Below are 22,335 nucleotides of genomic sequence, written 5' to 3' on the forward strand. Positions count from 1 at the left end.
CTGGGACGACAGTTCTAGGAGGAATGATGACCGATCGCGTGACGGTGGGGAACCTGCGCGTGGCCCGGGTGCTGTACGACTTCATCAACAACGAGGCGTTGCCCGGCACCGACATCGACCCCGACACCTTTTGGTCCGGGGTGGACAAGGTCGTCGCCGATCTGACGCCCAAGAACGAAGAACTGCTGGCCAGGCGCGACGACCTGCAGGCCCGCATCGACAAGTGGCACCGGCAGCGGGTCATCGAGCCGCTCGACCACGACGCGTACAAGACGTTCCTCACCGAGATCGGGTACCTGCTCCCCGAGCCCGACGACTTCACGATCACCACTGCCGGCGTCGACGACGAGATCACCACGACCGCCGGACCTCAGCTGGTGGTGCCGATCCTCAACGCCCGCTTCGCGCTGAACGCCGCGAACGCCCGCTGGGGCTCACTCTACGACGCGCTCTACGGCACCGACGTGATCTCCGAGGACGACGGCGCCGAGAAGGGCGGCAGTTACAACAAGGTTCGCGGCGACAAGGTCATCGCCTACGCCCGCCGATTCCTCGACGGCGCCGCACCGTTGGCGTCCGGCTCCTGGAGTGAGGCGACCGGCCTACGCATCGACGACCGTCAGCTCCTCGTCGACCTCGGCGACGGCAACTCGGTCGGGCTGGCCGCGCCCGAGCAGTTCGTCGGTTACACCGGAGAGCTCGGCTCGCCGCAATGGTCGGTGCTGATGCGCAACAACGGATTACATGTCGAAATCCTCGTCGACCCGCAGTCGCCCGTCGGTTCGACCGACGCCGCGGGCATCAAGGACGTCGTCCTGGAATCCGCGGTCACCACGATCATGGACTTCGAGGACTCGGTCGCTGCCGTCGACGCCGAGGACAAGGTGCTCGGGTACCGGAACTGGCTGGGCCTCAACCGCGGTGACCTCACCGAAGAGGTGACCAAGGGCGGTGAGACCTTCACCCGCAAGCTCAACGAGGACCGCACCTACACCACCCCGGACGGCGAAGGCGAGCTGACCCTGCCCGGCCGCAGCCTGCTGTTCGTGCGCAACGTCGGCCACCTGATGACCAACGATGCGATCGTCAGGACAGACGGCAACGGCGAAGAGGCCGAAGTGTTCGAGGGCATCCAGGACGCGCTGTTCACCAGCCTCATCGCGATCCACGGCCTCAAGTCGGGCGACGGTAACGGTCCTTTGGTCAACAGCCGCACCGGTTCGGTGTACATCGTCAAGCCCAAGATGCACGGCCCCGACGAGGTGGCCTACACGGTCGAGTTGTTCAGCCGCGTCGAGGATGTGCTCGGGTTGCCCGCCAACACCCTCAAGGTCGGCATCATGGACGAGGAGCGCCGCACCACTGTCAACCTGAAGGCCTGCGTCAAGGCCGCCGCCGACCGGGTGGTGTTCATCAACACCGGTTTCCTCGACCGCACCGGCGACGAGATCCACACCTCGATGGAGGCCGGCCCGATGATCCGCAAGGGCGCGATGAAGAGCACCCAGTGGATCCAGGCCTACGAGGACCAGAACGTCGACATCGGTCTGGCCACCGGTTTCTCCGGCAAGGCCCAGATCGGCAAGGGCATGTGGGCGATGACCGACTTGATGGCCGACATGGTCGAGCAGAAGATCGGCCAGCCCAAGGCCGGTGCCACCACCGCGTGGGTGCCGTCGCCGACCGCGGCGACGCTGCATGCCATGCACTACCACGAGGTCGATGTGTACGCGGTGCACAAGGATCTCGAAGGTGAAAAGCGCACCAGCGTCGAGCAGCTGCTGGCGGTTCCGCTGGCCAAGGAGCTCGCGTGGGCGCCCGAGGAGATCCGCGAAGAGGTCGACAACAACTGCCAGTCGATCCTCGGGTACGTGGTGCGCTGGATCGACGCTGGTGTCGGCTGCTCGAAGGTGCCCGACATCCACAACATTGCGCTGATGGAAGACCGTGCGACGCTGCGCATTTCGAGCCAACTGCTGGCGAACTGGCTGCGTCACGGCGTCATCACACCCGACGATGTGGTGGCCAGCCTCAAGCGGATGGCCGCGATTGTCGACAAGCAGAACGAGCAGGATCCCGAATTCAAGCCGATGGCAACGGATCCGGACCACAACATCGCGTTCCAGGCCGCGCAGGAGTTGATCCTCTCGGGAGCCGAACAGCCGAACGGCTACACCGAGCCGATCCTGCATCGGCGCCGCCGCGAATACAAGGCCGCACACGGCGGTGCGTGATCCGGTGACCGGTCGGCGTCGCAAGTAGAGGGCGGAAGTGGGCAGGCACAGTAAACCGGATCCCAAAGATTCGGCAGGCGATTTCGGCGACCGTCACGACGAGTCGCAGACCGAACGCTTCGGCTACCTCGGCGACCGTCCGGAACCGGGGCCCGGAACTCAGGACGCGGGCTACGGCTCCGAGTACGGCGATATCGACCGTTCCGGCTATGCGGATGGTCCCGAAGGCCCGCGCTACTCGGATCACGAGGCCGACTACGCGGATCACGGAAGCGGTGGGTCGGCTCCTCCGCCGCGCTCGGGTCCGCAGCACAGCGGCGAGTGGGAGGGCGGCGAGTGGACGGGTAGCCATCGAGCGCTGACCCCGGGCAGGCGCGGCGTCAGCGTCGGAGTCATCGCTGCCCTGGTCGCGGTCGTGGTGCTCGTCGGCGCGGTCATCCTGTGGCGGTTCTTCGGTGACGCGTTGTCCGACCGCACCGATCAAGCCGCCGCGCGGTGCGTCGACGGTGAGCTGTCGGTCGCGGTGGTGGCCGACCCTAACATCGCCGAGCCGATCCAGTCGCTGGCCAACCGGTACAACGAGACCGCTGCCCCGGTGGCCGACAAATGCGTGAAGATCGGCGTCAAACCCGCCGAGTCGGACCAGGTGGTCAACGGCTTCACCGAGGCCTGGCCCCAGGGGTTGGGCGATCGGCCCGCCCTGTGGGTTCCGGGCAGCTCGGTGTCGGCGGCCCGGCTCGAGGCCTCGTCGGGAGCGCAAACCATCATCGACAGCCGCTCGCTGGCTACGTCACCGGTGGTGCTGGCCGTTCGACCAGAGTTGAAGAACGCTCTGGCGCAACAGAACTGGTCGACCCTGCCGGCCCTGCAGAGCAACCCCTCGTCATTGGACGGGCTGAATCTGCCCGGTTGGGGCTCGTTGCGGCTGGTGCTGCCGCTGAGCGGCGACAGCGATGCGTCGTACCTGGCCGCGGAGGCGATTGCGGCCGCGTCGGTACCGGCCGGCGCGCCGGCCAGTGACGGCACCCGCGCGGTGAACACGGTGGTGGCGGGCCAGCCGCAGCTGCCGGACAAGAAGACCTCTACCGCGTTCGACGCGTTGGTCAATGCATCCGATCCGGCGGCGGCCCCCGTGCATGCCGTCGCGATCACCGAACAGCAGCTGTATCAGCGCAGCACCGGTCTACAGAATGCCGCCGGTGTGGTCTCGGGATGGCTGCCGCCCGGCCCCGCGCCGATGGCCGATTACCCGACCGTGTTGGTGTCGGGCGATTGGCTGTCGCAGGAGCAGAAGAGCGCCGCCAGCGAATTCGCCCGATTCATGCGGAAGCCCGAACAACTCGCGGAATTGGCGAAGGCCGGTTTCCGCACCCCGGAGGGGACGTTGCCCGACAGTGACGTCGTGGACTTCGGGCCGGTGCCTGCTCCACTGTCGGTGGGCGACGACCAGACGCGCGCGCGGCTGGCCGACGCGTTGACCGCCCCGGCGGCCAACCCGGCGGTGACGATCATGCTCGACCAGTCGATGCCCACCGACGAAGGCGGACGGAGCCGGCTGCAGAACGTCGTCGCCGCGCTCAACGCGCGGTTGCAGGCGTTACCGGCCTCGTCGGCGGTGGGGCTGTGGACGTTCGACGGCACCGCGGGCCGCTCGGAGGTGAGCACCGGACCGCTGAGCGATCAAGTCGACGGCCTGCCCCGGTCGGCGGCGTTGACGGCGGCTCTGGACGAACAGTCCGCCTCCGGCGGGGGTGCGGTCTCGTTCACCACGCTGCGGCTGGTCTACACCGAAGCGATGGCGAATTTCCGTGAGGGACAGCAGAATTCGATCCTCGTGATCACCGCCGGGCCGCACACCGACCAGACCCTCAACGGAGAAGGGTTGCAGCAGTACGTCCGCGGCGCGTTCGACGAGGCCAGGCCGGTGGCCGTCAACGTCATCGACTTCGGTCCGGACTCCGATCGCGCGACGTGGGAGGCCGTGGCCGAGATCAGCGGCGGCAGCTACCAGAACCTCGCCAGCTCCGACTCCCCCGAGCTGACGGCCGCGATCGCGAATTTCCTCGGTTAGCCTGCCGCGCTATTCGCCGAACGTGGGTTACCCGCACGCTTTTCGACGCTTGAACGTGTGTCGAGCCCACACTCGGAGCTATGGGCGGGCGCTATGGGCGGGCGTCCGTCACGCGAAGGCCTCGACCGGCGGGCACGAGCACACCAGGTTGCGGTCGCCGTACGCACCGTCGATGCGACGCACCGGCGGCCACACCTTCGGGCGATAGTTCTTGCCCAGCGGATACGCCGCCTGCTCGCGGGTGTAGGCGTGGTTCCAGTCGTCCACCAGCAGGGACTCCGCGGTGTGCGGTGCATTGCGCAACGGGTTGTCCTCGGCGGGCCAGGTGCCGTCACCGACCTTGTCGATCTCACCGCGAATCGCGATCATCGCCGCGCAGAACGCGTCGACCTCGGCGAGGCTTTCGCTCTCGGTGGGCTCGACCATCAGCGTGCCCGCGACCGGGAAGCTCATCGTGGGTGCGTGGAAACCGTAGTCGGCCAACCGCTTCGCCACATCGTCGACGGTCACGCCGGTCTGCTTGGTGATGGTGCGCAGGTCGAGGATGCACTCGTGGGCGACCATGCCGTTCTCTCCGGTGTAGAGCACCGGGTAGTACTCGTCGAGGCGACGCGCGATGTAGTTGGCCGACGCGATCGCGGTCAGCGACGCGGCGCGCAGCCCGCCTGCACCCATCATCCGGATGTAAGCCCAACTGATCGGCAGGATCGACGCCGACCCGTACGGCGCCGCCGACACCGCGGACTTGTCCGGGAGTTCCTCGGCGAGCGGATGGCCGGGCAGGTACGGCGCGAGGTGCGCGCGCACCGCGACCGGGCCGACGCCGGGGCCCCCACCGCCGTGCGGGATGCAGAACGTCTTGTGCAGGTTGAGGTGGCTCACGTCGCCGCCGAACCGGCCGGGCCGGGCCAGGCCGACGAGCGCGTTGAGGTTGGCGCCGTCGACGTACACCTGACCGCCCGCATCGTGGACGGCCGCGCAGATGTCGGCGATGTCGTGCTCGTACACCCCGTGCGTCGACGGGTAGGTGATCATCAACGCCGACAGTCGATTCGCGTGCTTGCTCACCTTCGCGCGCAGGTCGTCGAGGTCGACGTCGCCGTTCGCCCGGCACGCCACCACGACGACCCGCATACCCGCCAACGCCGCCGAGGCCGCATTGGTGCCGTGCGCGCTGGACGGGATGAGGCAGACATCGCGGCCGGGCTCACCGCGCTCGGCGTGATACGCCTGGATCGCCAGCAGGCCGGCGTACTCGCCCTGCGAGCCGGCGTTTGGCTGCAGCGACACCGCGTCGTAGCCGGTGATGTCGATCAGCCACTGCTCGAGGTCCGCGATCAACTTCCGCAGACCCGGGGTGTCGGACGCCGGTGCGAACGGATGCTGGCGCGCGAACTCCGGCCAGGTGATCGGCTCCATCTCGGCGGCCGCGTTGAGTTTCATCGTGCACGATCCGAGCGGGATCATGCTGCGGTCCAAGGCGATGTCCTTGTCGGCCAACGACCGCAGGTAACGCATCATCTCGGTTTCGGTGCGGTAGCGCGTGAACGCCGGATGAGTCAGGAACTCCGACGTGCGCGTCGCGATGCGGGGGCCGTCGAACTCCGTATCGACCGGTGTCGCCGAGAAGGCCGACAGCACCGCCTCGACGTGTGCGGCGGTGGTCACCTCGTCGCACGACACCGAGACATGGTCGTCGTCGACCAGCCAGACGTTGATACCGCGTGCCTTGGCGGCATCGCGTACCGCCGCGGCCCGGCCGGGTACCGAAGCCAGAACGGTGTCGAAGAACGAGCGGTGCGCGATCTGCACCCCGGCCGCCGTCAGCCCGGCTGCCACGGCTCGCGCCCGCTCGTGCACCCGGTGCGCGATTCCGGTCAGACCGTCGGCCCCGTGGTAGCTGACATACATCGCGGCCATCACCGCGAGCAGCACTTGCGCGGTGCAGATGTTGCTCGTGGCCTTGTCGCGGCGGATGTGCTGCTCGCGGGTCTGCAACGCCAGCCGGTACGCCGGCGCGCCGTCGGCGTCGAGCGACACCCCGACCAGGCGGCCCGGCAGCTGGCGCGCTTGCTTGGCGTGCACGGCCAGGTATCCCGCGTGCGGGCCACCGAAACCCATTGGCACGCCCAACCTTTGAGTGCTTCCGAACGCGACGTCGGCGCCGATCTCACCGGGCGGGGTGAGCAGCGTCAACGCCAGCAGGTCTGCACCGATCGCAACCAACGCCCCGCGGTCGTGGGCTTGGGCTACGAGCTCGCTCCAGTCCACGACGACGCCGCTGGCCCCCGGCAGCTGCGCGACGACGCCGAAGAACTCGCCGTCGGGCAACCCCTGGGTCAGATCGGCGGTGACGATCTCGATGCCGAGCGGCTCGGCGCGGGTGGCCAGCACCGCGGCACTCTGGCGGAACAGGTCGGCGTCGACGGCCAGCCGGTTCGACGGCCCGCGTACGGCGCGGTGCATCAGCGTCATCGCCTCGGCCGCCGCGGTGCCCTCGTCGAGCATGGACGCGTTGGCGACCTCGAGGGCGGTCAGGTCGGTCACCATGGTCTGAAAGTTGAGCAACGCCTCGAGGCGGCCCTGGCTGATCTCCGGTTGATACGGCGTGTAGGCGGTGTACCAGGCGGGGTTTTCAAGAATGTTGCGGCGCAACACCGGTGGGGTCAGCGTGTCGTAGTAGCCCTGGCCGATCATCGACACGGCCACCGTGTTCACGCCGGCGAGTGCGCGCAGTTCGGCCAGTGCCTCCTCCTCGGTGGCGGCCGCTGGCAGCCGGTCGAGGCCCGGCGCCTGACCGTCGGCCGACAGCGCGTCGAGGATGCCCGACGGCAGCGCCTTCTCGGCGAGTGCGTCGAGTGAGGAGACGCCGATCGTCTCGAGCATGGTGGCGACGGCGTCCGCATCCGGTCCGATGTGGCGGTCGGCGAAGGTGGGCTGGTGGTGGTCGAACACTCGGGCTACTCCAGACGCGTGCAGGCAGAGGACCGCTGGCTCCTCCCCCTCTGTCGTCGGTGCCTGAGAGATTCGGCGTATCCGCCTTTCCCCATGGGCGGGTAAGCAGCGCGCTTACCGCTTTCCAGAGGCATCGGGGCCTGCGCGGTCCGGGTGCCTGAGAGGTTGACGGAGAGGTATTGCTCCTTCGGCGTCCGTGACTGGCCGCCACGAAACTCTCCCGCACAAGCGCGATGCGTTGACGAGTTTACCGGCAGTCAACCGATCGTGACGATTGCATCCGGAGTCGCGATTGGGCTGGTCCGATAGCGGCCGGAACGGGTCAGCCGATCTTGCGGTCGCGGTGCTTGCGCCGCGATGCCAGCTCGTCCTCGGGAGCCGCGATCGACTCGCCGCCGTCGGCGCGCTCACCCGGGAAATCTGCGATTGCGCCGGTCAACTCCCGCATGGCGCCCGAAACCGCGATGCCGAACACGCCCTGACCGCCCTGCAGCAGGTCGACGACCTCTTCTGCCGACGTGCACTCGTAGACCGTGGTGCCATCGGAGAACAGCGTGATGTTGGCCAGATCGCGAACCCCGCGCTGACGCAGATGGTCGACGGCGACGCGGATGTTGTGCAGCGAGATGCCGGTGTCGAGCAGGCGTTTGACGATCTTGAGGACCAGGATGTCCTTGAACGAGTACAGCCGCTGGCTGCCTGAGCCGGCCGCGCTGCGGATGGACGGCACGACCAGTGATGTCCGTGCCCAGTAGTCGAGTTGGCGGTAGGTGATGCCGGCGATCTGACAGGCGCTGGGGCCGCGGTAGCCGACGAGCTCGTCGGGAACGGAGTTGTCGGGGAAAAGTCCGGCCTGGACGGGCTCTCCGGCCGGTTCCGGGGTCTTGGTCAGTTCTGAATCCGCGGGGCCGCTAGCAGCGGTGAGGTCCAGCTGCTCCTGACGTGGCGTGTCTCCCACTTCTAGATTCCTCTCGCCGATCGAACCCGCGTCTGTGACCTGCGTGGGGCACACATTTGCCAAGCCCGAGTGAGTCGAGCATACGCTTCTCGCCGTCTGTGGACTGCCCATCAGTGGTCCGGCCCCCAAAGTATGGCTGCCCAATCCGCCGATGGGAAAACCCTGCGCCGCGTGTCGAAGCGACGAGACGCTTCCGTGACAAACCCGCAGGGTGTCGATGGAGCTAGGTCGCCTTGAAGTCGTCCGGTGAGACGCTGTCGAGGAACTCCTTGAACTTTTCGACCTCGTCCTCGCGCACCGCGCCCGCCGCTTCGTCGTCGTTCTCGTCGGGAATGATCAGCCCGGCCTCGGCCAGCACCGCTTCCTCGACGTAGATCGGCACCCCGACCCGCAGCGCGATCGCCACGGAGTCCGACGGGCGGGCCGACACCTTGATGTCGCGGTCGAAGATCAGGTCGGCGTAGAAGGTGCCTTCCTGCAGGTCGACGATGCGCACCTCTTTGAGCGAATGACCAAGCGCGGCAATGACATCTCGGATCAGATCATGCGTCAGCGGCCGGGCCGGCTCGACGCCCTGCTGTTCGAGTGCTATCGCGGCCGCCTCCGACTGGCCGATCCAGATGGGCAGATACCGGTCACCGTTGGACTCCCGCAGCAGCAGCACCGGCTGGTTCTGCGGCTGCTCCACGCGAATGCCGACCACACGAACCTCACCCATCTGCGTCTGCCCTCCGCACCGAAGAAGCGAGCCTGTAAGCCATCGCTTCGAGTCTAATCCTCAGCGATCCAGTACGTCGCGCACCGCCGACTTGATCAACGATGTGTGCAAGGTGATCGCCAGGGCCGCCACTTCACGTGCCAGGTCGTCGGCCCGGTCGCGGGCGCCGGCCTTGTTGGCCTTGACGATTGGCCCGGCGATCTGGGCGATCAGATCGGACTGCCGATCAGCCGCCGACCGGAACGCCCGCAGATGCCGCGGCTCGACACCGTAATCCTCCAGGGCGCGCGCACACTGGGCGATCACCACCGAATGCTCGTCGAAGAATCCGCCACGTCCTGCGGTGATGATCCCGGCCTTGACGAGCGCACCCAGCAGTTCCTCTCCGACGCCCGAGCGCGCCAGCAGATCCTCCCGGGACAGCCGCACCTGCGTCGGCGCCACCGCAGCCGCACCCGCGGGATTGTCGGCGCCGTCAGCAGACACCGGAACCAAACGCGGTACCCCGTAGGCCGTTCCGTTTTCGGGCAGCTCGCCGTCGGGTTGTGCGTCCAGCTGAGCCTTGATCACCTTCAACGGCAGGTACTGGTCGCGTTGGGCGGTGAGGATGAACCGCAGGCGAGCGCAGTCGTAGGCGGTGAACCGCCGGTAACCCGACGCGGTGCGCTCCGGGGTGACCAGGCCTTCGGCCTCCAGGAACCGGATCTTGGAAATGGTCACGTCCGGGAAGTCCGGTCGCAGCAGATCGAGGACCGCTCCGATCGACATCCCAGTGAGCGCGGGAGTGTCGGGTGCACCCATCGTTACTCTTCGCGCATGCGCTGGTCGACCACTAGCCGGCCTGACCGCTGTCGTCGTTCTTCGGGCCGGTGAGAAACACCAGGCGGAACTTTCCGATCTGCACCTCGTCGCCGTTGGCGAGCACCGCGGAGTCCACGGGTTCGCGGTTGACGTAGGTGCCGTTGAGGCTGCCGACGTCGACCACCTGGAACTCGCCGCTCTCGAGGCGGAACTCGGCGTGCCTACGGCTCACCGTGACGTCGTCGAGAAAGATGTCGCTGTCGGGATGCCGACCGGCCGACGTGGTGGGCTGGTCGAGCAGGAACCGGGAACCCGCGTTCGGCCCGCGCTTGACGACCAGCAGCGCCGATCCGGCAGGCAGACCTTCGACGCCCGAAACGGCGCCCTCGGCCCCCGCCGTGGCCGGGGCGTCCAGTTCGTTGAGGAAGTCGGCGCGGAAGACGGATGTCGTTTCCACGGTGACTTCGTCAGACGTCTGGTCGGTCCCAGAGTTCTGGTCGTTTTCCGTCACCCGCTGCTCCTAACTGGCTGCTGTGGCGATACCGCGTCTCTGTTGTCGACCGTACCGCGCGGCGAGCGCGATTGTGCCCACCACCGCCGGATCCGCCCTAGTTGGCGTCCGGTCTGCAAAACCCTAACAACCCGTCACTCGCTCACTGTGCCGCGGTAGCCGTCGGCGTCCAGCAGCGTGCTCAGCCCCTCCCCCAGGGCGGCGGCGTCTGCCTGCAGCTCGACCAGCCAACCCTCCCCGTAGGGATCGGAGTTCACGAGCTGCGGACTCCCCTCGAGATCACCGTTGACGGCAACGACTTTCGCGGTAATGGGCGCGTACAGGTCCGACACCGACTTGGTGGACTCGACCTCGCCGAACGACTCGCCGGCGGTCACCTCGGCGCCGACGTCGGGCAGCTGGACGAACACCACGTCACCGAGCGCCGCCTGGGCATAGTCGGTGATACCGACGCGCACGGTGTCCTCGCCGGTGCGCAGCACCCACTCGTGTTCCTCGGTGTAGTGCAGGTCGGCTGGGATTTCGCTCACGGCGCTCCTCGTTGTTCAGCGGTTCGGCCCGGGTTGGCAACCGACCCTCATTTGACTGGCTGAGCGTATTGGCGCTGTTTCGGTTGCCGCAAGGCGGTGACGTCGACGCGGTCGGACTGTTGCACAGCCATGCTGCCGCCGACCCGTTCGACGCTGTCCATGGCGCCACCGGGGATGGTCATGGCCGCGGCCAGGGTGGGCGGATCCCCAATGGCCAGAACCGAATACGGGGGCCTCATGGTGATGTCGTCGATCACCAGCGCGCCCGGGTTGCCGACGACCCAGGTGTCGACGCCGACGCGCACAGCGGCCGGCGCGTCGGCGCCGCCACCGCGGATCTCCATCGCCTCGGCGCCGGCGTTGCGCAGTTCGTTGATGACGTCGAGCAGCGTTTCGGCGGGCACGCCGGGCGTGGTGTCGGTGATGGTCAACGTCACACCGGGGCCGGTCGCGGGCACCGTGCCGATCAGGATGGACAGCGCGGCCAGCCTGGCTTGGGCGTTCTCGATGGCGGCCTGGTCGCTGCTGCCGGACGCCTGCAGCTGCGCCAGGGTGCGCTGCAGGTCGGTCACCTCGGTGTTCAGCGCCGCCTCCCGCTGTTGCAGCGAGTCCAGCAGCACCAACAGGTCAGCGGGCCGGGCCGTCTCGAGCGAATCGCCGGATTCGTTCTGGCGAACCTGGGTCACGATCGCCACCCCGAGCAGTACGCACAACACCACGGCCAGCGCCCCGAACACCACCTGCGAGCGGCCCCGGCGCATCACCCCGGCGATTCCGCCCGCGCGCAGACCGCCGATCTCCTGTGACGGTTCGTCGGGCGGCAGCTCGTGGCGGCCGCCGCCGGCGCGGCGGGCGTCGGATTCGTCGGGGTCGGAGTGCTGCGGTGTGTGCTCACTCATGGGCCATGCCTCGTCGTCACGCGCCGAACAACCTGCGACGCAAAGCGGCTGCGTTGCCGAAGATCCGGATGCCGAGTACGACGATGATCGCCGTCGACAGCTGCGTGCCGACGCCCAACTGGTCGCCGAGGTAGACGATCAGCGCGGCAACCAACACGTTGAACACGAACGACACCACGAACACCTTCGAGTCGAAGATGCGCTCCAGGTACGCGCGCAGACCGCCGAAGACCGCGTCGAGCGCGGCCACGACCGCGATCGGCAGGTACGGCTGGACGAATTCGGGCACGTCGGGGCGGAACACCAGGCCGAGCACGACGCCCACGACCAGTGCGGCGATTCCGATCATGTGTCTGACTTCATGTTCGTGTCATTGCCCAATCTGCTTGGCGAAGTTGATTTCTCGGACCGAGCCCGCCGGCAGCTGCAGTCCGTCGCCGGCGCTCACGCTCACCCCGACACCGTAGGAGGCCTCCAGCAGACGCAGCCGCTGCAGGCCGGGGCTGCGGTCGAACACCTCCTGCATGGCGTGCGGCGGTCCGATCGCGAGGACGACGTAAGGACTGCTGATCGGTTGATTGTCGACCAGGATGCCGCCGCCCGCCTGTCGGATGGTCACATTGGGGCCGATCCGCACCCCGCCGACCGACAGCGCTTCGGCGCCGCTGACCCACAGCGAGTTGACGACCAGTTGCAGGTCGCGGTCGAGGATCACCTGCCGGCTGCCCGGAACCCGTTGTTTGGACACGTCGCTCAGGTCCGCCGAGGAGGCGCCCGGGTCGGTGACGGTGATCGTCAGCCCGGGCCCGATCACGGGGGTCGCCGCGGCGGCGAAGCTCGCCTCGTCGAGGCGGCTGAGCAACTGCTGGCCGCGCGCGTCGCCCTCCAGGCGCCTGCGCCGTTCGTCGTCTACGTCGGCCGCCAGCGTGTCCCGGCGCTCGGCGGCCGCGGTGGTGTCGGCCTGCGCGGTGCGCACGCTGCCGGCGAGCACGTGCTGCGTCTCGCGGACGCCGGGGGCTGTCGCGCGCGCCTGTGCCACCGCGGCGGCGAACACCACCACCAGTAGCAGGGCACCCGCCAGCTGCCATGCCCACTGTTGCCATCTCGGTCGTTCGCGGCCGGCGGCTCTCGCTTCGGCGGCCGCCGCGTACCCCGGGTCGAGGTGCTCGGTCAACAGCGACCGCAGCAGCGACGGCACCGGGATCTTGGTCGGCCGGTTCGCTTCATGGGCGTTGCGGCCCGAGTCGGGGTCGTAGCCGCCGAGCGTGTTGCGGAAGCTCTGCGTCATCGCGACACCTTCGGCAGTTGGCGCACCACCATGCCCACCTGGATCAGGTAGAGCATCGCCGACCACAGGTACATCAGCAGGCCCCAGATCAGAAAGCCCCACCCGATCGCCAGCACCACCCGGCTCCACGTGGCGTCCCACTGCCCCAACAGGATCAGCGGCAGACCCGACATCAACGCGAACGTGGCCGCCTTGCCGATATAGGTGACGGGAAGCGCGGTCAGGCCGCGGCCGCGCAGCAGCGGCAGCGTCGCGGCGAGTACGGCGTCACGCCCGATCAGGGTGAGCACGATCCACCACGGCAGCGAACCGTGAACCCCCATGGCGATCGGGACCGTCAGCATGTAGATGCGGTCGACCGCGGGGTCGAGCAACTCCCCCAGCCGCGACGACTGGTTGTCGACCAGCCGGGCGATCTTGCCGTCGGCCCAGTCGGAGAACCCGCTGAACATCAGCACGGCCACCGCCCACGCGTTGGCGTGCACCACGAGCAGGAGCCACAAAAAGACCGGCACCAGCACCAGCCGCAGCGCGCTGAGCACGTTGGGCACGGTGAGCACCCGGTTGCGGGCCTGACCCGCCTCGTCCGGCGGCGAAGGCACCCGGCCATGCGCCTCGGTCATGGGCTAAACCTAGCGGAATACGCCCGGCAGGCTCAGCGCCGACAGCGAGTCGTCGGCGAGCGGGTTGTCGTGCACCATGTACGTCCACGTCGAGGTCGGGCGGGCCAGCTTGGACAGGTCGACCCCGGGCTCGTCCTCGATCGAGGGGGCCGTCTCGAACGTCTGCTGGGCCGCCTCGATCGCGTCGGCGGCCAACGACGCGAACGCGTCGACGCCCATCCGGTGGAACTCGTCGATCGGCGTCTGGTTGCCCAGCGCCCGCAGGTGGATGCTCTCGCGGATGTCGGCGAGATACGCCAGGTGATCTGCCCAGCCCCGGTCGAGGTGATAGAGCATGATCAACCGGCAGATCGTCTCCAGCTTCTCCTCACCGAGCCGTTCGACGACCTCCTCGTACCGTTTCGGCGACAGCTCGGCGAGCTCCTCGCGCGCTGTGGGTGTGCGCAACAACGTGTTTCGCCGTTCGACAATGATCGCGCGCTGCTGGGCGATCAACTGGTTGTAGCGCCAGTTGTTGGCGTGGATGTCCAGCATCCGGCCTTCGGCGACGCGCTGTGCGTGGTCGAGCAGGCTGGCCGCCTTGGGGCTGACGACGCGGCCGGTCTCGTCGGTCTCCATCGGCAGCTTGTTGGGCTCCAGATGCGCGACCACGACGTCGTCTTCCCAGCTGGAGAAGAACACCGACGAGCCGGGATCGCCCTGGCGGCCGGCGCGACCGCGCAACTGATTGTCCAGCCGCTCGGTGTGGTGGCGACCGGTCCCGATGACGTGCAGTCCGCCGAGTTCAGCGACCTCATCTTTTCGGGCGTCGTGATCGCTCACGTCCGAACCGCCGAGCCGGATGTCGGTGCCGCGGCCGGCCATCTGCGTGGACACCGTGACGCTGCCCAGCTTGCCGGCCTCGGCGATCACCGCGGCCTCCTCGGCGTCGTTCTTGGCGTTGAGCACGACCGCGGGAACACCGGCCTTGAGGAGCTTCTCGTGCAACTCCTCGGATTCCGCGACGTCGCGGGTGCCGACGAGCACCGGCTGCCGGGTCTCGTGGACCTCCTTGATGTGCTCGACGACCGCGTCGTTCTTGGCGGCCGCGGTGACGTACACCCGGTCGGGCTCGTCCTCGCGGATGTTCGGCTTGTTCGGCTCGATCGGCGACACACCCAGCTTGTAGAACTGGCGCAGCTGCTCACCGGCCGCCAGCGCGGTGCCGGTCATACCGCACACCGTCGCGTACCGATTGACCAGCGCCTGGACCGTGATGGTGTCGAGCACCTCCCCGGTCTCGGTGGTCTCGATCCCCTCCTTGGCCTCGACCGCGGCCTGCAGGCCGTCGGGCCAGCGCTGCAGCTGCGCGATGCGGCCGCGGGAGGCGTTGATCAGGTGCACGGCGTCGTCGCGGACGATGTAGTGCACATCGCGTTGCAGCAGCACGTGGGCGTGCAGCGCCACGTTGATCTCGGTCAGCGTGCCCGAGACGTGCTCTTCGGAGTACAGGTCGATGCCGCCGAGTTTGGCCTCCATCTTCTGTGCGCCGATCTCGGTGAGGTGGACGTTGCGGCTGTCGGTGTCGGTGTCGTAGTCGACGCCGGGCGTGAGTTCACCGACCATGCGGATGATCTCGACCTTCGGCGTCTCGCGATGGGTGGTGCCGGCCAGCACCAGCGGAACCAGCGCCTCGTCGACCAACACCGAGTCGGCCTCGTCGATCAACGCGACATCGGGGTTCGGTGAAACCAGATCGGCGACGTCGGTGACCAACTGGTCGCGCAACACGTCGAACCCGATCTCGTTCACCGAGGCGTACGTGACGTTGCACTGGTAGGCCGTGCGGCGCTCCTCGGGCGTCGAACTTTCGGTGATCCAGCCGACCGTCAGGCCCAGCGCCTCCAGCAGCGGGCCCATCCATTCGGCGTCGCGGCGCGCGAGGTAGTCGTTGATCGTGATGACGTGCACGCTGCGCCCACCCAGGGCGTAGCCGGCGGCCGCGATGGCACCCGAGAGCGTCTTGCCTTCGCCGGTGGCCATCTCGACCACGTCGCCTGCGAGCATGCGCAGCGCGCCCAGAAGCTGAACGTCGAAGGGCCGCAGCGACGTTGTGCGCTCGGCGGCCTCCCTGGCGATGGCCAGGAACTGCGGGATGTCGGTGGACTCGGCGAGGTCGTCGAGGTTCAGCAACTTGGCGGCCTTGCTCAACTTTTCGTCGTCGAGGGCCGCGGCCTTCTCATCGAAGTCCGCCGACCTGCGCACCTGCGCCATCGACTGCGCCTGGCTGCGGTCGGTGCTGGCGCCGAGCAGCTTCCAGAACCTATTGCTGACACGGCCTGAAGTGCGGGTCTTCGTCTTTGCCACACCGCTACCGTACGCGCTGCGTTCCTCGGGGCGAGCGTGCGTGTCCGCTTCGCGACACGCCGCATTTCTGCAGCAGTCTGCGCACGTTCACGGTTGGTCGACCGTGCGGAAGTCGATGCGCGCGAATTCTGACACCGGCTCGAAGCCGATCTTCCGGTAGATCGCGTTCGAGGTCGGATTGGCACGATCGGTGAACAGCACCACCGCCACGTCGCCGCGGTCCAGTGAGGCCTGTGCGGCCGCGGCGGTGACGGCCGAGCCGTAGCCGTTGGTCCGGCGGTCCGCGGGCGTGAAAACCGGGCCGATGCGCGACACCCCCGCCGCGGGCGCACGCAGCAGCGCCGTGCTGACCGCTGTGCCGTCGACGTCCCACAGCAGGAACCGGTCAGCCCGGTCGGCGGCCGCGTCGACGAAGCGAGCCCCCGCGGTGTCGTCGCGAGGATGGCCGAAGGTCTCGGCGGAGAAGTGCTCCACCCAGTCGATCAACACCGCGCGATGGGTCTCGTCTGCCCATCGCGGCACCCCCGCAACGCCGGCCGGCGGCCGCAGGGTCCCCAACCGGTAGAGCCGCTCTTCGAGCGTGACGCTGCCCGCACATTCGCCGTGCGACCGCCAGGCGTCGGCGATCGCGACGGCGACCTCACGTGAACCGCGGACCCCGATCAGATCGGGCCGTCTCCGACGGAGATCACGGGCGACGATGCCAGCGCACCCTATCGGAATACCGTTGCACGCCAACGGGTATGGCGGGGTCTGCAGCGCGACGCCGACCACCTCCGAATCCCGCCACACCGACAGCAACAGCGCGTCGTCGGGCATCGCGGCGGCAAGGACCGTGAGCTCGATGGTGTTGGCGATCGGGTCGCGCCGGTACACCGGCTCGGCGATCGCGCGAAACTCGTCGGCAGAGTCGTGAATGCGCACCTCCATGAGCCCCAGCATGGCCGCGAAGACCGAACGGGTCGAGCGATTTTCGTCGCGCTCGCGCCGCCGCGAACGTGCCCGAAGTGCTGAGATTTCGCGGCGGGTCGTGTGCAGACCCGCACGCTCGCGGCAGAAGGGGCTGGAGAGAAGTCAGGCCAGGTTGGAGCGACGGGGGTACGCGACCGTCGGATCGGTCAGTACGTTCACCACCGCCGGCAGCGCCGAGGAGAAGGCCCGATCGAGGGCGGGCCGCAGTTCGGCGGGCGTCGACACCAACTCGCCATGCCCGCCGAGCGCGGTCACGACCTGGTCGTACCGGGTGCCCGGCCGCAGGTCGGCCACCACGGAATACCCGTAGATCGCTTCCATCGGATGCTTCTCGAGCGCCCAGATGCCGTTGTTGCCGATCACGGATACGACCTGAATTCCGTGCCGTACCAGGGTATCCCACTCCATGCCGGAAAACCCGAACGCACCGTCGCCCTGGAGCAGGATCACCTGGCGATCGGGCCGGGCAAGCTTGGCGGCCAGGGCGTAGCCCGGCCCCGAACCCAGGCAGCCGAACGGGCCGCTGTCGAGCCAGGCGCCGGGCACGTAGCTGTCGATCACGCGGCCGGCATAGGAGCCGAAGTCGCCGGCGTCGACCACCACGATCGCGTCGCGATCGAGCATGGCGCTGATCTCTGCGTACACCCGCATGGGGTGCAGCGGCGTGCGGTCATCGCGCAACTCATCGGCCTCGGAGGTTCGCATCGCGGTCTCGGTGGCACGCAAGTCGGCGATCCAGGCTTCGTGATCGTGCGCGCCGGCTGCCGAAAGGGCGGACAACGTAGCGGTGATGTCGCCGTACAAGCCGGCAGCGACCGGTCGCGGATGCGGTCGCTCCGGCACGCAACGGTCGACGGCGATCAGCGCGGTCTCGGACCCGAACACACCCCCGAAGCCCAGCCGGAAGTCCAGCGGCACACCGATCACCAGCGCAACATCGGCCTGCTTCAACGCTTTTGACCGTGCACGCGAGAATGCGAGCTGGTGGTCGGCGGGGACGGTGCCGCGGGCCATGCCGTTCATCAGCACCGGGATTCGAAGCGACTCGGCCAGATTCAGCAGTGCCGTCTCGGCGCGACCCCACCAGACGTTGGTCCCGGCCATGATGACCGGCCGCCGCGCCTTGGCCAGCAGGCCCAGCGCGACGGTCACCGCGTCGCCGTCGGCCTGCACCGCCGTGGCAGGTACATCCAGCGCACCCGGGGCGCCGGTGTCGGCGGCCTCGCTGAACACGTGGTCCATCGGGAAATCGACGAACGACACACCGGAGGGCCCTCCTGCTGCCCCGGCCGCGGCCCGCAGCGCGTCATCGACCAGTTCCGCAACGGCATCTGGCGACTCCGCGGTCGCGGCGAAGCGAGTCAGCGGCGCGACGAACGGGACGTGGTCGATCTCCTGCAGGCTGCCCTGACCCCATCGCATCGCCGGTGCGCGACCGCCGAGAACCACCAGCGGCGACTGATTCTGCTGCGCGGCAGCCATCGCGCTCATACCGTTCGTGACGCCGGGCCCGGCCGTCAACGCCGCGACGCCCGGCACGCGGGTCACCTTGGACCAGCCCTCGGCGGCGAACGCGGCGGTCTGCTCGTGGCGAGTGTCGATGAGCCGGATGTCTGATGCCCGGCAACCGTCGTAGAACGAGAACAGATGCCCACCAGAAAGCGTGAACACCGTGTCGATCCCGCTGGCGCGCAACCGGCGAGCGATCAGATGGCCGGCGTTCACGGCGGAGGGAGCAGGCGCGTCGGTGCTCATGATGGCAGCATAATCAGGCGTGCCGAGACCCGAGGAAACGCAAGTGTTGATCGCCGGTGCCGGTCCGGTGGGTCTCACCGCGGCGATCGAACTGGCCAGGCGCGGCATCGACTGCCGTATCGTGGACCCGCTCCCCGTGCCACCGCTGTACGCGAAAGCGGTTGGGGTGCAACCGCGTTCACTCGAGGTGTTCGAGAGCATGGGCATCCTGGGCCCGATCCTCGACGCGGCAGTTCCGATACACGGTCAGCTGGTCTACGTCAACGGCGTGCGGGTCGCGCAGGTCGACTTCGACGTTCCCGCCGACGTGCCCTTCGGGTTCGTCGCGATTCCTCAGTACGCTACCGAGCGCATCCTGGGTGACGAACTCGCGGCACGCGGGGTCCGCGTCGAGCGTGGGTGGCGACTGACCGGCTTCGACCAGGACAGCGATGGCGTGACCGCGACACTGAGCGCCGGCAGTGAACGCACCGTGAGCGCCCGCTACCTCGTCGGCGCCGACGGCGCCCACAGCATGGTGCGCAAGGCGTTGGGGTTGACCTTCGAGGGCGGTGCGTTCGCCGAGCAGTACATGCTCGGTGACGTCGAGGTCGACTGGTCGCTGCCGCGCGGCTACGCCATCCGGGCGATGCACCAGACCGGTGGCACCACCGACGATCTGCTGGTGTGCATACCGCTGCCGTCGCCCATCGGTGCCCGGGCGGACGCGGATCACCGCCGGTACCGGATGTCGATGCTGGTGCCCGACGAACTGGGGAGCGCCCCCGCCGCGGGCGTCGTGCATGGTTTCGAGGCCGCCCGCGCACCCGAACTGCATCACATCCAGGCCGTCCTGGATCGGCTCTCTCCCGAACCGGCGACGGCGCGCAACCTGCGCTGGTCGTCGGTGTTCCGGATCAGCCACCGCCTCGTCGATACCTACCGGCGCGGCAGGGTTTTCGTCGCCGGTGATGCCGCGCACATCCACCCGCCGACCGGCGCGCAGGGGATGAACACCGGCATTCAGGACGCCCACAACCTGGCGTGGAAGCTGGCGTTGGCGGTGTCGGGCGCCGCGGCGCCGGATCTGCTCGACAGCTACGACGCCGAACGCCGGCCGGTCGGCGAGGACGTGGTGGGACGCACCGTACGCAGCGCCCGCGACGGCATCGGCGCCGACTCCACCGATCCGCAGTACGTGATCCGCCGCGAGGCGCAGTTGCTCATCGATTACGCGGACAGCCCTATCGTCGCGGCGGGTGCGGGGCGACGCGCGAACGACGCGGCCGGGCTGGTACGCGACACCGTCACCGGGCCACTTCGGTTGTTCCAGCTCTTCGGCCGCCACCACACCACGCTGCTGTACGCGGGTCCAGGGCGCGGCGCCGCTGACGTGGCGGACTTCGAACGCGCCGCCGCAACAGCGATGACGGTCACCGGCGAGCGCATGACCGTGTACCTCATCGCCGCGCCCGACGCCGACGTCACCGATACGGCCTTACCCCTCGTCCGCGACGCCGACGGACAGTTCGCCCGCGCCTACGGCTGCGGCGAGCGAGGGATGTTCGTGGTGCGACCCGACGGCTACCTCGGCTTTACGGCCGCGCATGTCGACGCCGAGGCCTTGGCGGCCCATCTGCGCGCGACATTCGCACGGTGAGCGCAGGTCGCCACATTGGCGACCCGCGGATGGTCCTTCTGAAACGCCTGCGGCGCTCAGAGAAGGTACCTTGCCGGAGTGAATGAGGGAATGTTCACCCCGACGCTGGACTGGGGCAGTGAACTGTGGACGTCGCTGGTGTGGATCGCGCGGGGTTGGGCGATCGCGGCGGTGTGCACTCTGATCGTCTTGGTGCTCATCGCCAGGTTCACCGTGTGGGGCCGTCAGTTCTGGCGCATCACCGGCGACTACTTCAAGGGGCCGGAAAGCGTCAAGGTCTGGCTGTGGCTTGGCGCGTTGCTGCTCTCGGTGATCATCGGAGTCCGCCTGACGGTGCTGTTCACCTACCAGGGCAACGACATGATGACCAGCTTCCAGGTGGTGGCGTCCGGCCTGGGCAGTGGCGACGACGCCATCCGTAACTCCGGCAGGGACGGGTTCTGGCTGTCGATGATGGTCTTCGCGATCCTGGCCGTCATCCACGTCGCGCGGATCATGCTCGACCTCTTCATGACCCAGCGGTTCATGTTGGCCTGGCGGGTCTGGCTCACCGACCGCCTCACCGGTGACTGGTTGGACGACAAGGCCTACTACCGCGGCCGATTCATCGACGACACCATCGACAACCCCGACCAGCGCATCCAGTACGACATCGACATCTTCACCGCGGGGGTCGGCGGGCTGCCCAACACACCCAACAACACCTCGACCGCCACGCTGCTGTTCGGCGCGGTCAGTGCGATCGTCTCGATGATCTCGTTCACCGCGATCCTGTGGAACCTGTCGGGAACGCTCGCGCTGCCGATCATCGGTGACGTGCCGCGGGCGATGTTCTGGATCCTGTTGGCGTACGTCCTGCTCGCTTCGGTCTTCGCGTTCTGGATCGGGCGGCCGATCATCTGGCTGTCGTTCTACAACGAGAAGTTCAACGCAGCCTTCCGCTATGCGCTGGTGCGGCTGCGCGACGCGGCCGAGGGGGTCGCCTTCTACCGCGGCGAGGCGGCCGAAAGGTCCGGGCTGCGGCGGCTGTTCGCGCCCGTCGTCAGCAACTACAAGCGCTACATCAACCGCATGATGGGCTTCTACGGCTGGAACCTGTCGATGGATCAGATCATCGTCGTGCCGCCCTATCTGCTGCAGTTCCCCCGGTTCTTCACCGGTGAGATCACGCTCGGCGCGATGAGCCAGACCGCGGCGGCCTTCGGCAACATCGAGCAGGGCCTGTCCTTCTTCCGCAACGTCTACGACCAGTTCGCCGGTTACCGGGCGGCGATCATCCGGCTGCACGGCCTGGTGGTCGCCAACGACGAGGGTCGGGCGCTGCCCGAGCTGACCACCGCGCCCTGCGTGGACGGCACCGTCGAACTGTCCGCCGTCGAAGTCCGCACCCCCGATGGCCGACAACTGATCAGGCCGCTCGACATGCGGTTGGAGGTCGGCGACTCGTTGGTGGTCACGGGCAAGTCGGGCAGCGGCAAGACCACCCTGCTGCGCAGCCTCGCGCAGCTGTGGCCGTTCACCTCGGGACGGCTGACCCGGCCGTGTGGACCCAACGAGACGATGTTCCTCTCGCAGATGCCCTATGTGCCGCTGGGCGACCTGCGCACCGTCGTCAGCTACCCCAACGAGGTCGGCGAGATCGACGACCGGACGTTGCGCCACATGCTGCACAAGGTGGCGCTGCCGCACCTCGCCGACCGTCTCGACGAGGTCGACGACTGGGCCAAGGTGCTCTCCCCCGGCGAACAGCAACGCATCGCGTTCGCGCGGATCCTGCTGACCAAACCCAAAGCGGTGTTCCTCGACGAGTCCACCTCCGCGCTCGACGAAGGTCTGGAGTTCATGCTCTACCAGTTGGTCCGCACCGAGCTGCCCGACACCATCCTGGTCAGCGTCAGCCACCGCAGCACAGTCGAACAGCACCACACCCACGAACTCGAGCTGCTGGGCGACGGCGACTGGCGACTGGGCCGCGTCGAGGGTGACGAACCGGCAAAGGTCTAACGCGCGCCCGCCCGACCGGCTCCCTACCCCC

At 68.1% G+C, this 22,335-nt stretch carries 17 protein-coding genes and 1 riboswitch; of the genes, 4 read left to right on the forward strand and 13 right to left on the reverse strand.

Annotated elements, in window-relative coordinates; all coding sequences use genetic code 11:
- Positions 1 to 26: 26 nt before the first annotated feature.
- Together AU198_RS04995 and AU198_RS05000 are read left to right on the forward strand one after the other, a co-directional pair.
- A complete protein-coding gene (locus AU198_RS04995; protein ID WP_064346425.1) occupies positions 27 to 2,234 on the forward strand; it encodes a malate synthase G in 2,208 nt (735 codons plus the stop codon).
- 37 nt (positions 2,235 to 2,271) lie between these two features.
- Positions 2,272 to 4,305 (forward strand): substrate-binding domain-containing protein, encoded by a 2,034-nt coding sequence (locus AU198_RS05000; RefSeq protein WP_064346393.1) that lies wholly within the window; start codon positions 2,272 to 2,274, stop codon positions 4,303 to 4,305.
- A gap of 108 nt (positions 4,306 to 4,413) precedes the next feature.
- Here AU198_RS05000 and gcvP read toward each other — a convergent pair whose 3' ends face one another.
- The 13 genes from gcvP to AU198_RS05065 form a co-directional block, all read right to left on the reverse strand.
- Positions 4,414 to 7,260 carry an aminomethyl-transferring glycine dehydrogenase gene (gcvP, locus tag AU198_RS05005; RefSeq protein ID WP_064346394.1) on the reverse strand — a complete coding sequence of 949 codons (2,847 nt, stop codon included), beginning with the start codon at positions 7,258 to 7,260 and terminating at the stop codon, positions 4,414 to 4,416.
- Positions 7,261 to 7,395: 135 nt separating this feature from the next.
- A riboswitch (glycine riboswitch) is annotated at positions 7,396 to 7,493 on the reverse strand.
- A gap of 89 nt (positions 7,494 to 7,582) precedes the next feature.
- On the reverse strand, positions 7,583 to 8,218 hold the full coding sequence (locus AU198_RS05010) for a MerR family transcriptional regulator (protein ID WP_064346395.1): 636 nt from the start codon (positions 8,216 to 8,218) through the stop codon (positions 7,583 to 7,585).
- Between the two features lie 223 nt (positions 8,219 to 8,441).
- Positions 8,442 to 8,936 (reverse strand): bifunctional nuclease family protein, encoded by a 495-nt coding sequence (locus AU198_RS05015; protein WP_059098552.1) that lies wholly within the window; start codon positions 8,934 to 8,936, stop codon positions 8,442 to 8,444.
- Positions 8,937 to 8,996: 60 nt separating this feature from the next.
- Positions 8,997 to 9,737, reverse strand: a complete 741-nt coding sequence (gene ftsR / locus AU198_RS05020) for a transcriptional regulator FtsR (protein WP_064346396.1) — start codon at positions 9,735 to 9,737, stop codon at positions 8,997 to 8,999.
- A gap of 31 nt (positions 9,738 to 9,768) precedes the next feature.
- Positions 9,769 to 10,248 (reverse strand): glycogen accumulation regulator GarA, encoded by a 480-nt coding sequence (garA, locus tag AU198_RS05025; protein WP_064346397.1) that lies wholly within the window; start codon positions 10,246 to 10,248, stop codon positions 9,769 to 9,771.
- Positions 10,249 to 10,382: 134 nt separating this feature from the next.
- On the reverse strand, positions 10,383 to 10,778 hold the full coding sequence (gene gcvH / locus AU198_RS05030) for a glycine cleavage system protein GcvH (protein WP_064346398.1): 396 nt from the start codon (positions 10,776 to 10,778) through the stop codon (positions 10,383 to 10,385).
- A gap of 47 nt (positions 10,779 to 10,825) precedes the next feature.
- Positions 10,826 to 11,677 (reverse strand): DUF881 domain-containing protein, encoded by an 852-nt coding sequence (locus tag AU198_RS05035; protein ID WP_064346399.1) that lies wholly within the window; start codon positions 11,675 to 11,677, stop codon positions 10,826 to 10,828.
- A 16-nt stretch (positions 11,678 to 11,693) separates the two neighbouring features.
- Complete coding sequence (locus AU198_RS05040) at positions 11,694 to 12,026, reverse strand: small basic family protein (RefSeq protein WP_064346400.1); 333 nt, start codon at positions 12,024 to 12,026, stop codon at positions 11,694 to 11,696.
- 21 nt (positions 12,027 to 12,047) lie between these two features.
- Entirely contained in the window at positions 12,048 to 12,965 is a 918-nt protein-coding gene (locus AU198_RS05045; protein WP_064346401.1) for a DUF881 domain-containing protein, read from the reverse strand.
- Positions 12,962 to 13,588, reverse strand: a complete 627-nt coding sequence (locus tag AU198_RS05050) for a CDP-alcohol phosphatidyltransferase family protein (RefSeq protein WP_064346402.1) — start codon at positions 13,586 to 13,588, stop codon at positions 12,962 to 12,964. Before AU198_RS05050 ends, AU198_RS05045 begins: the two co-directional genes overlap by 4 nt.
- A 9-nt stretch (positions 13,589 to 13,597) precedes the next feature.
- Positions 13,598 to 15,934 (reverse strand): accessory Sec system translocase SecA2, encoded by a 2,337-nt coding sequence (secA2, locus tag AU198_RS05055; RefSeq protein ID WP_064346403.1) that lies wholly within the window; start codon positions 15,932 to 15,934, stop codon positions 13,598 to 13,600.
- A gap of 87 nt (positions 15,935 to 16,021) precedes the next feature.
- The gene (locus tag AU198_RS05060; protein WP_064346426.1) at positions 16,022 to 16,864 is read right to left on the reverse strand and encodes a GNAT family N-acetyltransferase; all 843 of its coding nucleotides are present in this window, start codon (positions 16,862 to 16,864) and stop codon (positions 16,022 to 16,024) included.
- Between the two features lie 144 nt (positions 16,865 to 17,008).
- On the reverse strand, positions 17,009 to 18,661 hold the full coding sequence (locus tag AU198_RS05065; protein WP_064346404.1) for an acetolactate synthase: 1,653 nt from the start codon (positions 18,659 to 18,661) through the stop codon (positions 17,009 to 17,011).
- A gap of 19 nt (positions 18,662 to 18,680) precedes the next feature.
- On the opposite strand from AU198_RS05065, the gene AU198_RS05070 reads away from it, so the two are divergent.
- Together AU198_RS05070 and AU198_RS05075 are read left to right on the forward strand one after the other, a co-directional pair.
- Positions 18,681 to 20,300, forward strand: a complete 1,620-nt coding sequence (locus tag AU198_RS05070) for an FAD-dependent monooxygenase (RefSeq protein ID WP_064346405.1) — start codon at positions 18,681 to 18,683, stop codon at positions 20,298 to 20,300.
- A gap of 90 nt (positions 20,301 to 20,390) precedes the next feature.
- Positions 20,391 to 22,304, forward strand: coding sequence for an ABC transporter ATP-binding protein/permease (locus tag AU198_RS05075; protein ID WP_064346406.1), 1,914 nt, complete (start codon positions 20,391 to 20,393; stop codon positions 22,302 to 22,304).
- Positions 22,305 to 22,335: the final 31 nt, after the last annotated feature.

Source organism: Mycobacterium sp. GA-1199, assembly GCF_001500045.1.
In the GTDB taxonomy this organism is placed as follows: domain Bacteria; phylum Actinomycetota; class Actinomycetes; order Mycobacteriales; family Mycobacteriaceae; genus Mycobacterium.

Bases quoted from the DNA above. Each gene is read 5' to 3' on its own strand.
- AU198_RS05060 (WP_064346426.1), bottom strand. From the start codon at position 16,864: ATGGAGGTGCGCATTCACGACTCTGCCGACGAGTTTCGCGCGATCGCC.
- AU198_RS05015 (WP_059098552.1), bottom strand. From the start codon at position 8,936: ATGGGTGAGGTTCGTGTGGTCGGCATTCGCGTGGAGCAGCCGCAGAAC.
- AU198_RS05065 (WP_064346404.1), bottom strand. From the start codon at position 18,661: ATGAGCACCGACGCGCCTGCTCCCTCCGCCGTGAACGCCGGCCATCTG.
- AU198_RS05035 (WP_064346399.1), bottom strand. From the start codon at position 11,677: ATGAGTGAGCACACACCGCAGCACTCCGACCCCGACGAATCCGACGCC.
- AU198_RS04995 (WP_064346425.1), top strand. From the start codon at position 27: ATGACCGATCGCGTGACGGTGGGGAACCTGCGCGTGGCCCGGGTGCTG.
- AU198_RS05050 (WP_064346402.1), bottom strand. From the start codon at position 13,588: ATGACCGAGGCGCATGGCCGGGTGCCTTCGCCGCCGGACGAGGCGGGT.
- AU198_RS05045 (WP_064346401.1), bottom strand. From the start codon at position 12,965: ATGACGCAGAGCTTCCGCAACACGCTCGGCGGCTACGACCCCGACTCG.
- AU198_RS05040 (WP_064346400.1), bottom strand. From the start codon at position 12,026: ATGATCGGAATCGCCGCACTGGTCGTGGGCGTCGTGCTCGGCCTGGTG.
- ftsR (WP_064346396.1), bottom strand. From the start codon at position 9,737: ATGGGTGCACCCGACACTCCCGCGCTCACTGGGATGTCGATCGGAGCG.
- AU198_RS05075 (WP_064346406.1), top strand. From the start codon at position 20,391: ATGTTCACCCCGACGCTGGACTGGGGCAGTGAACTGTGGACGTCGCTG.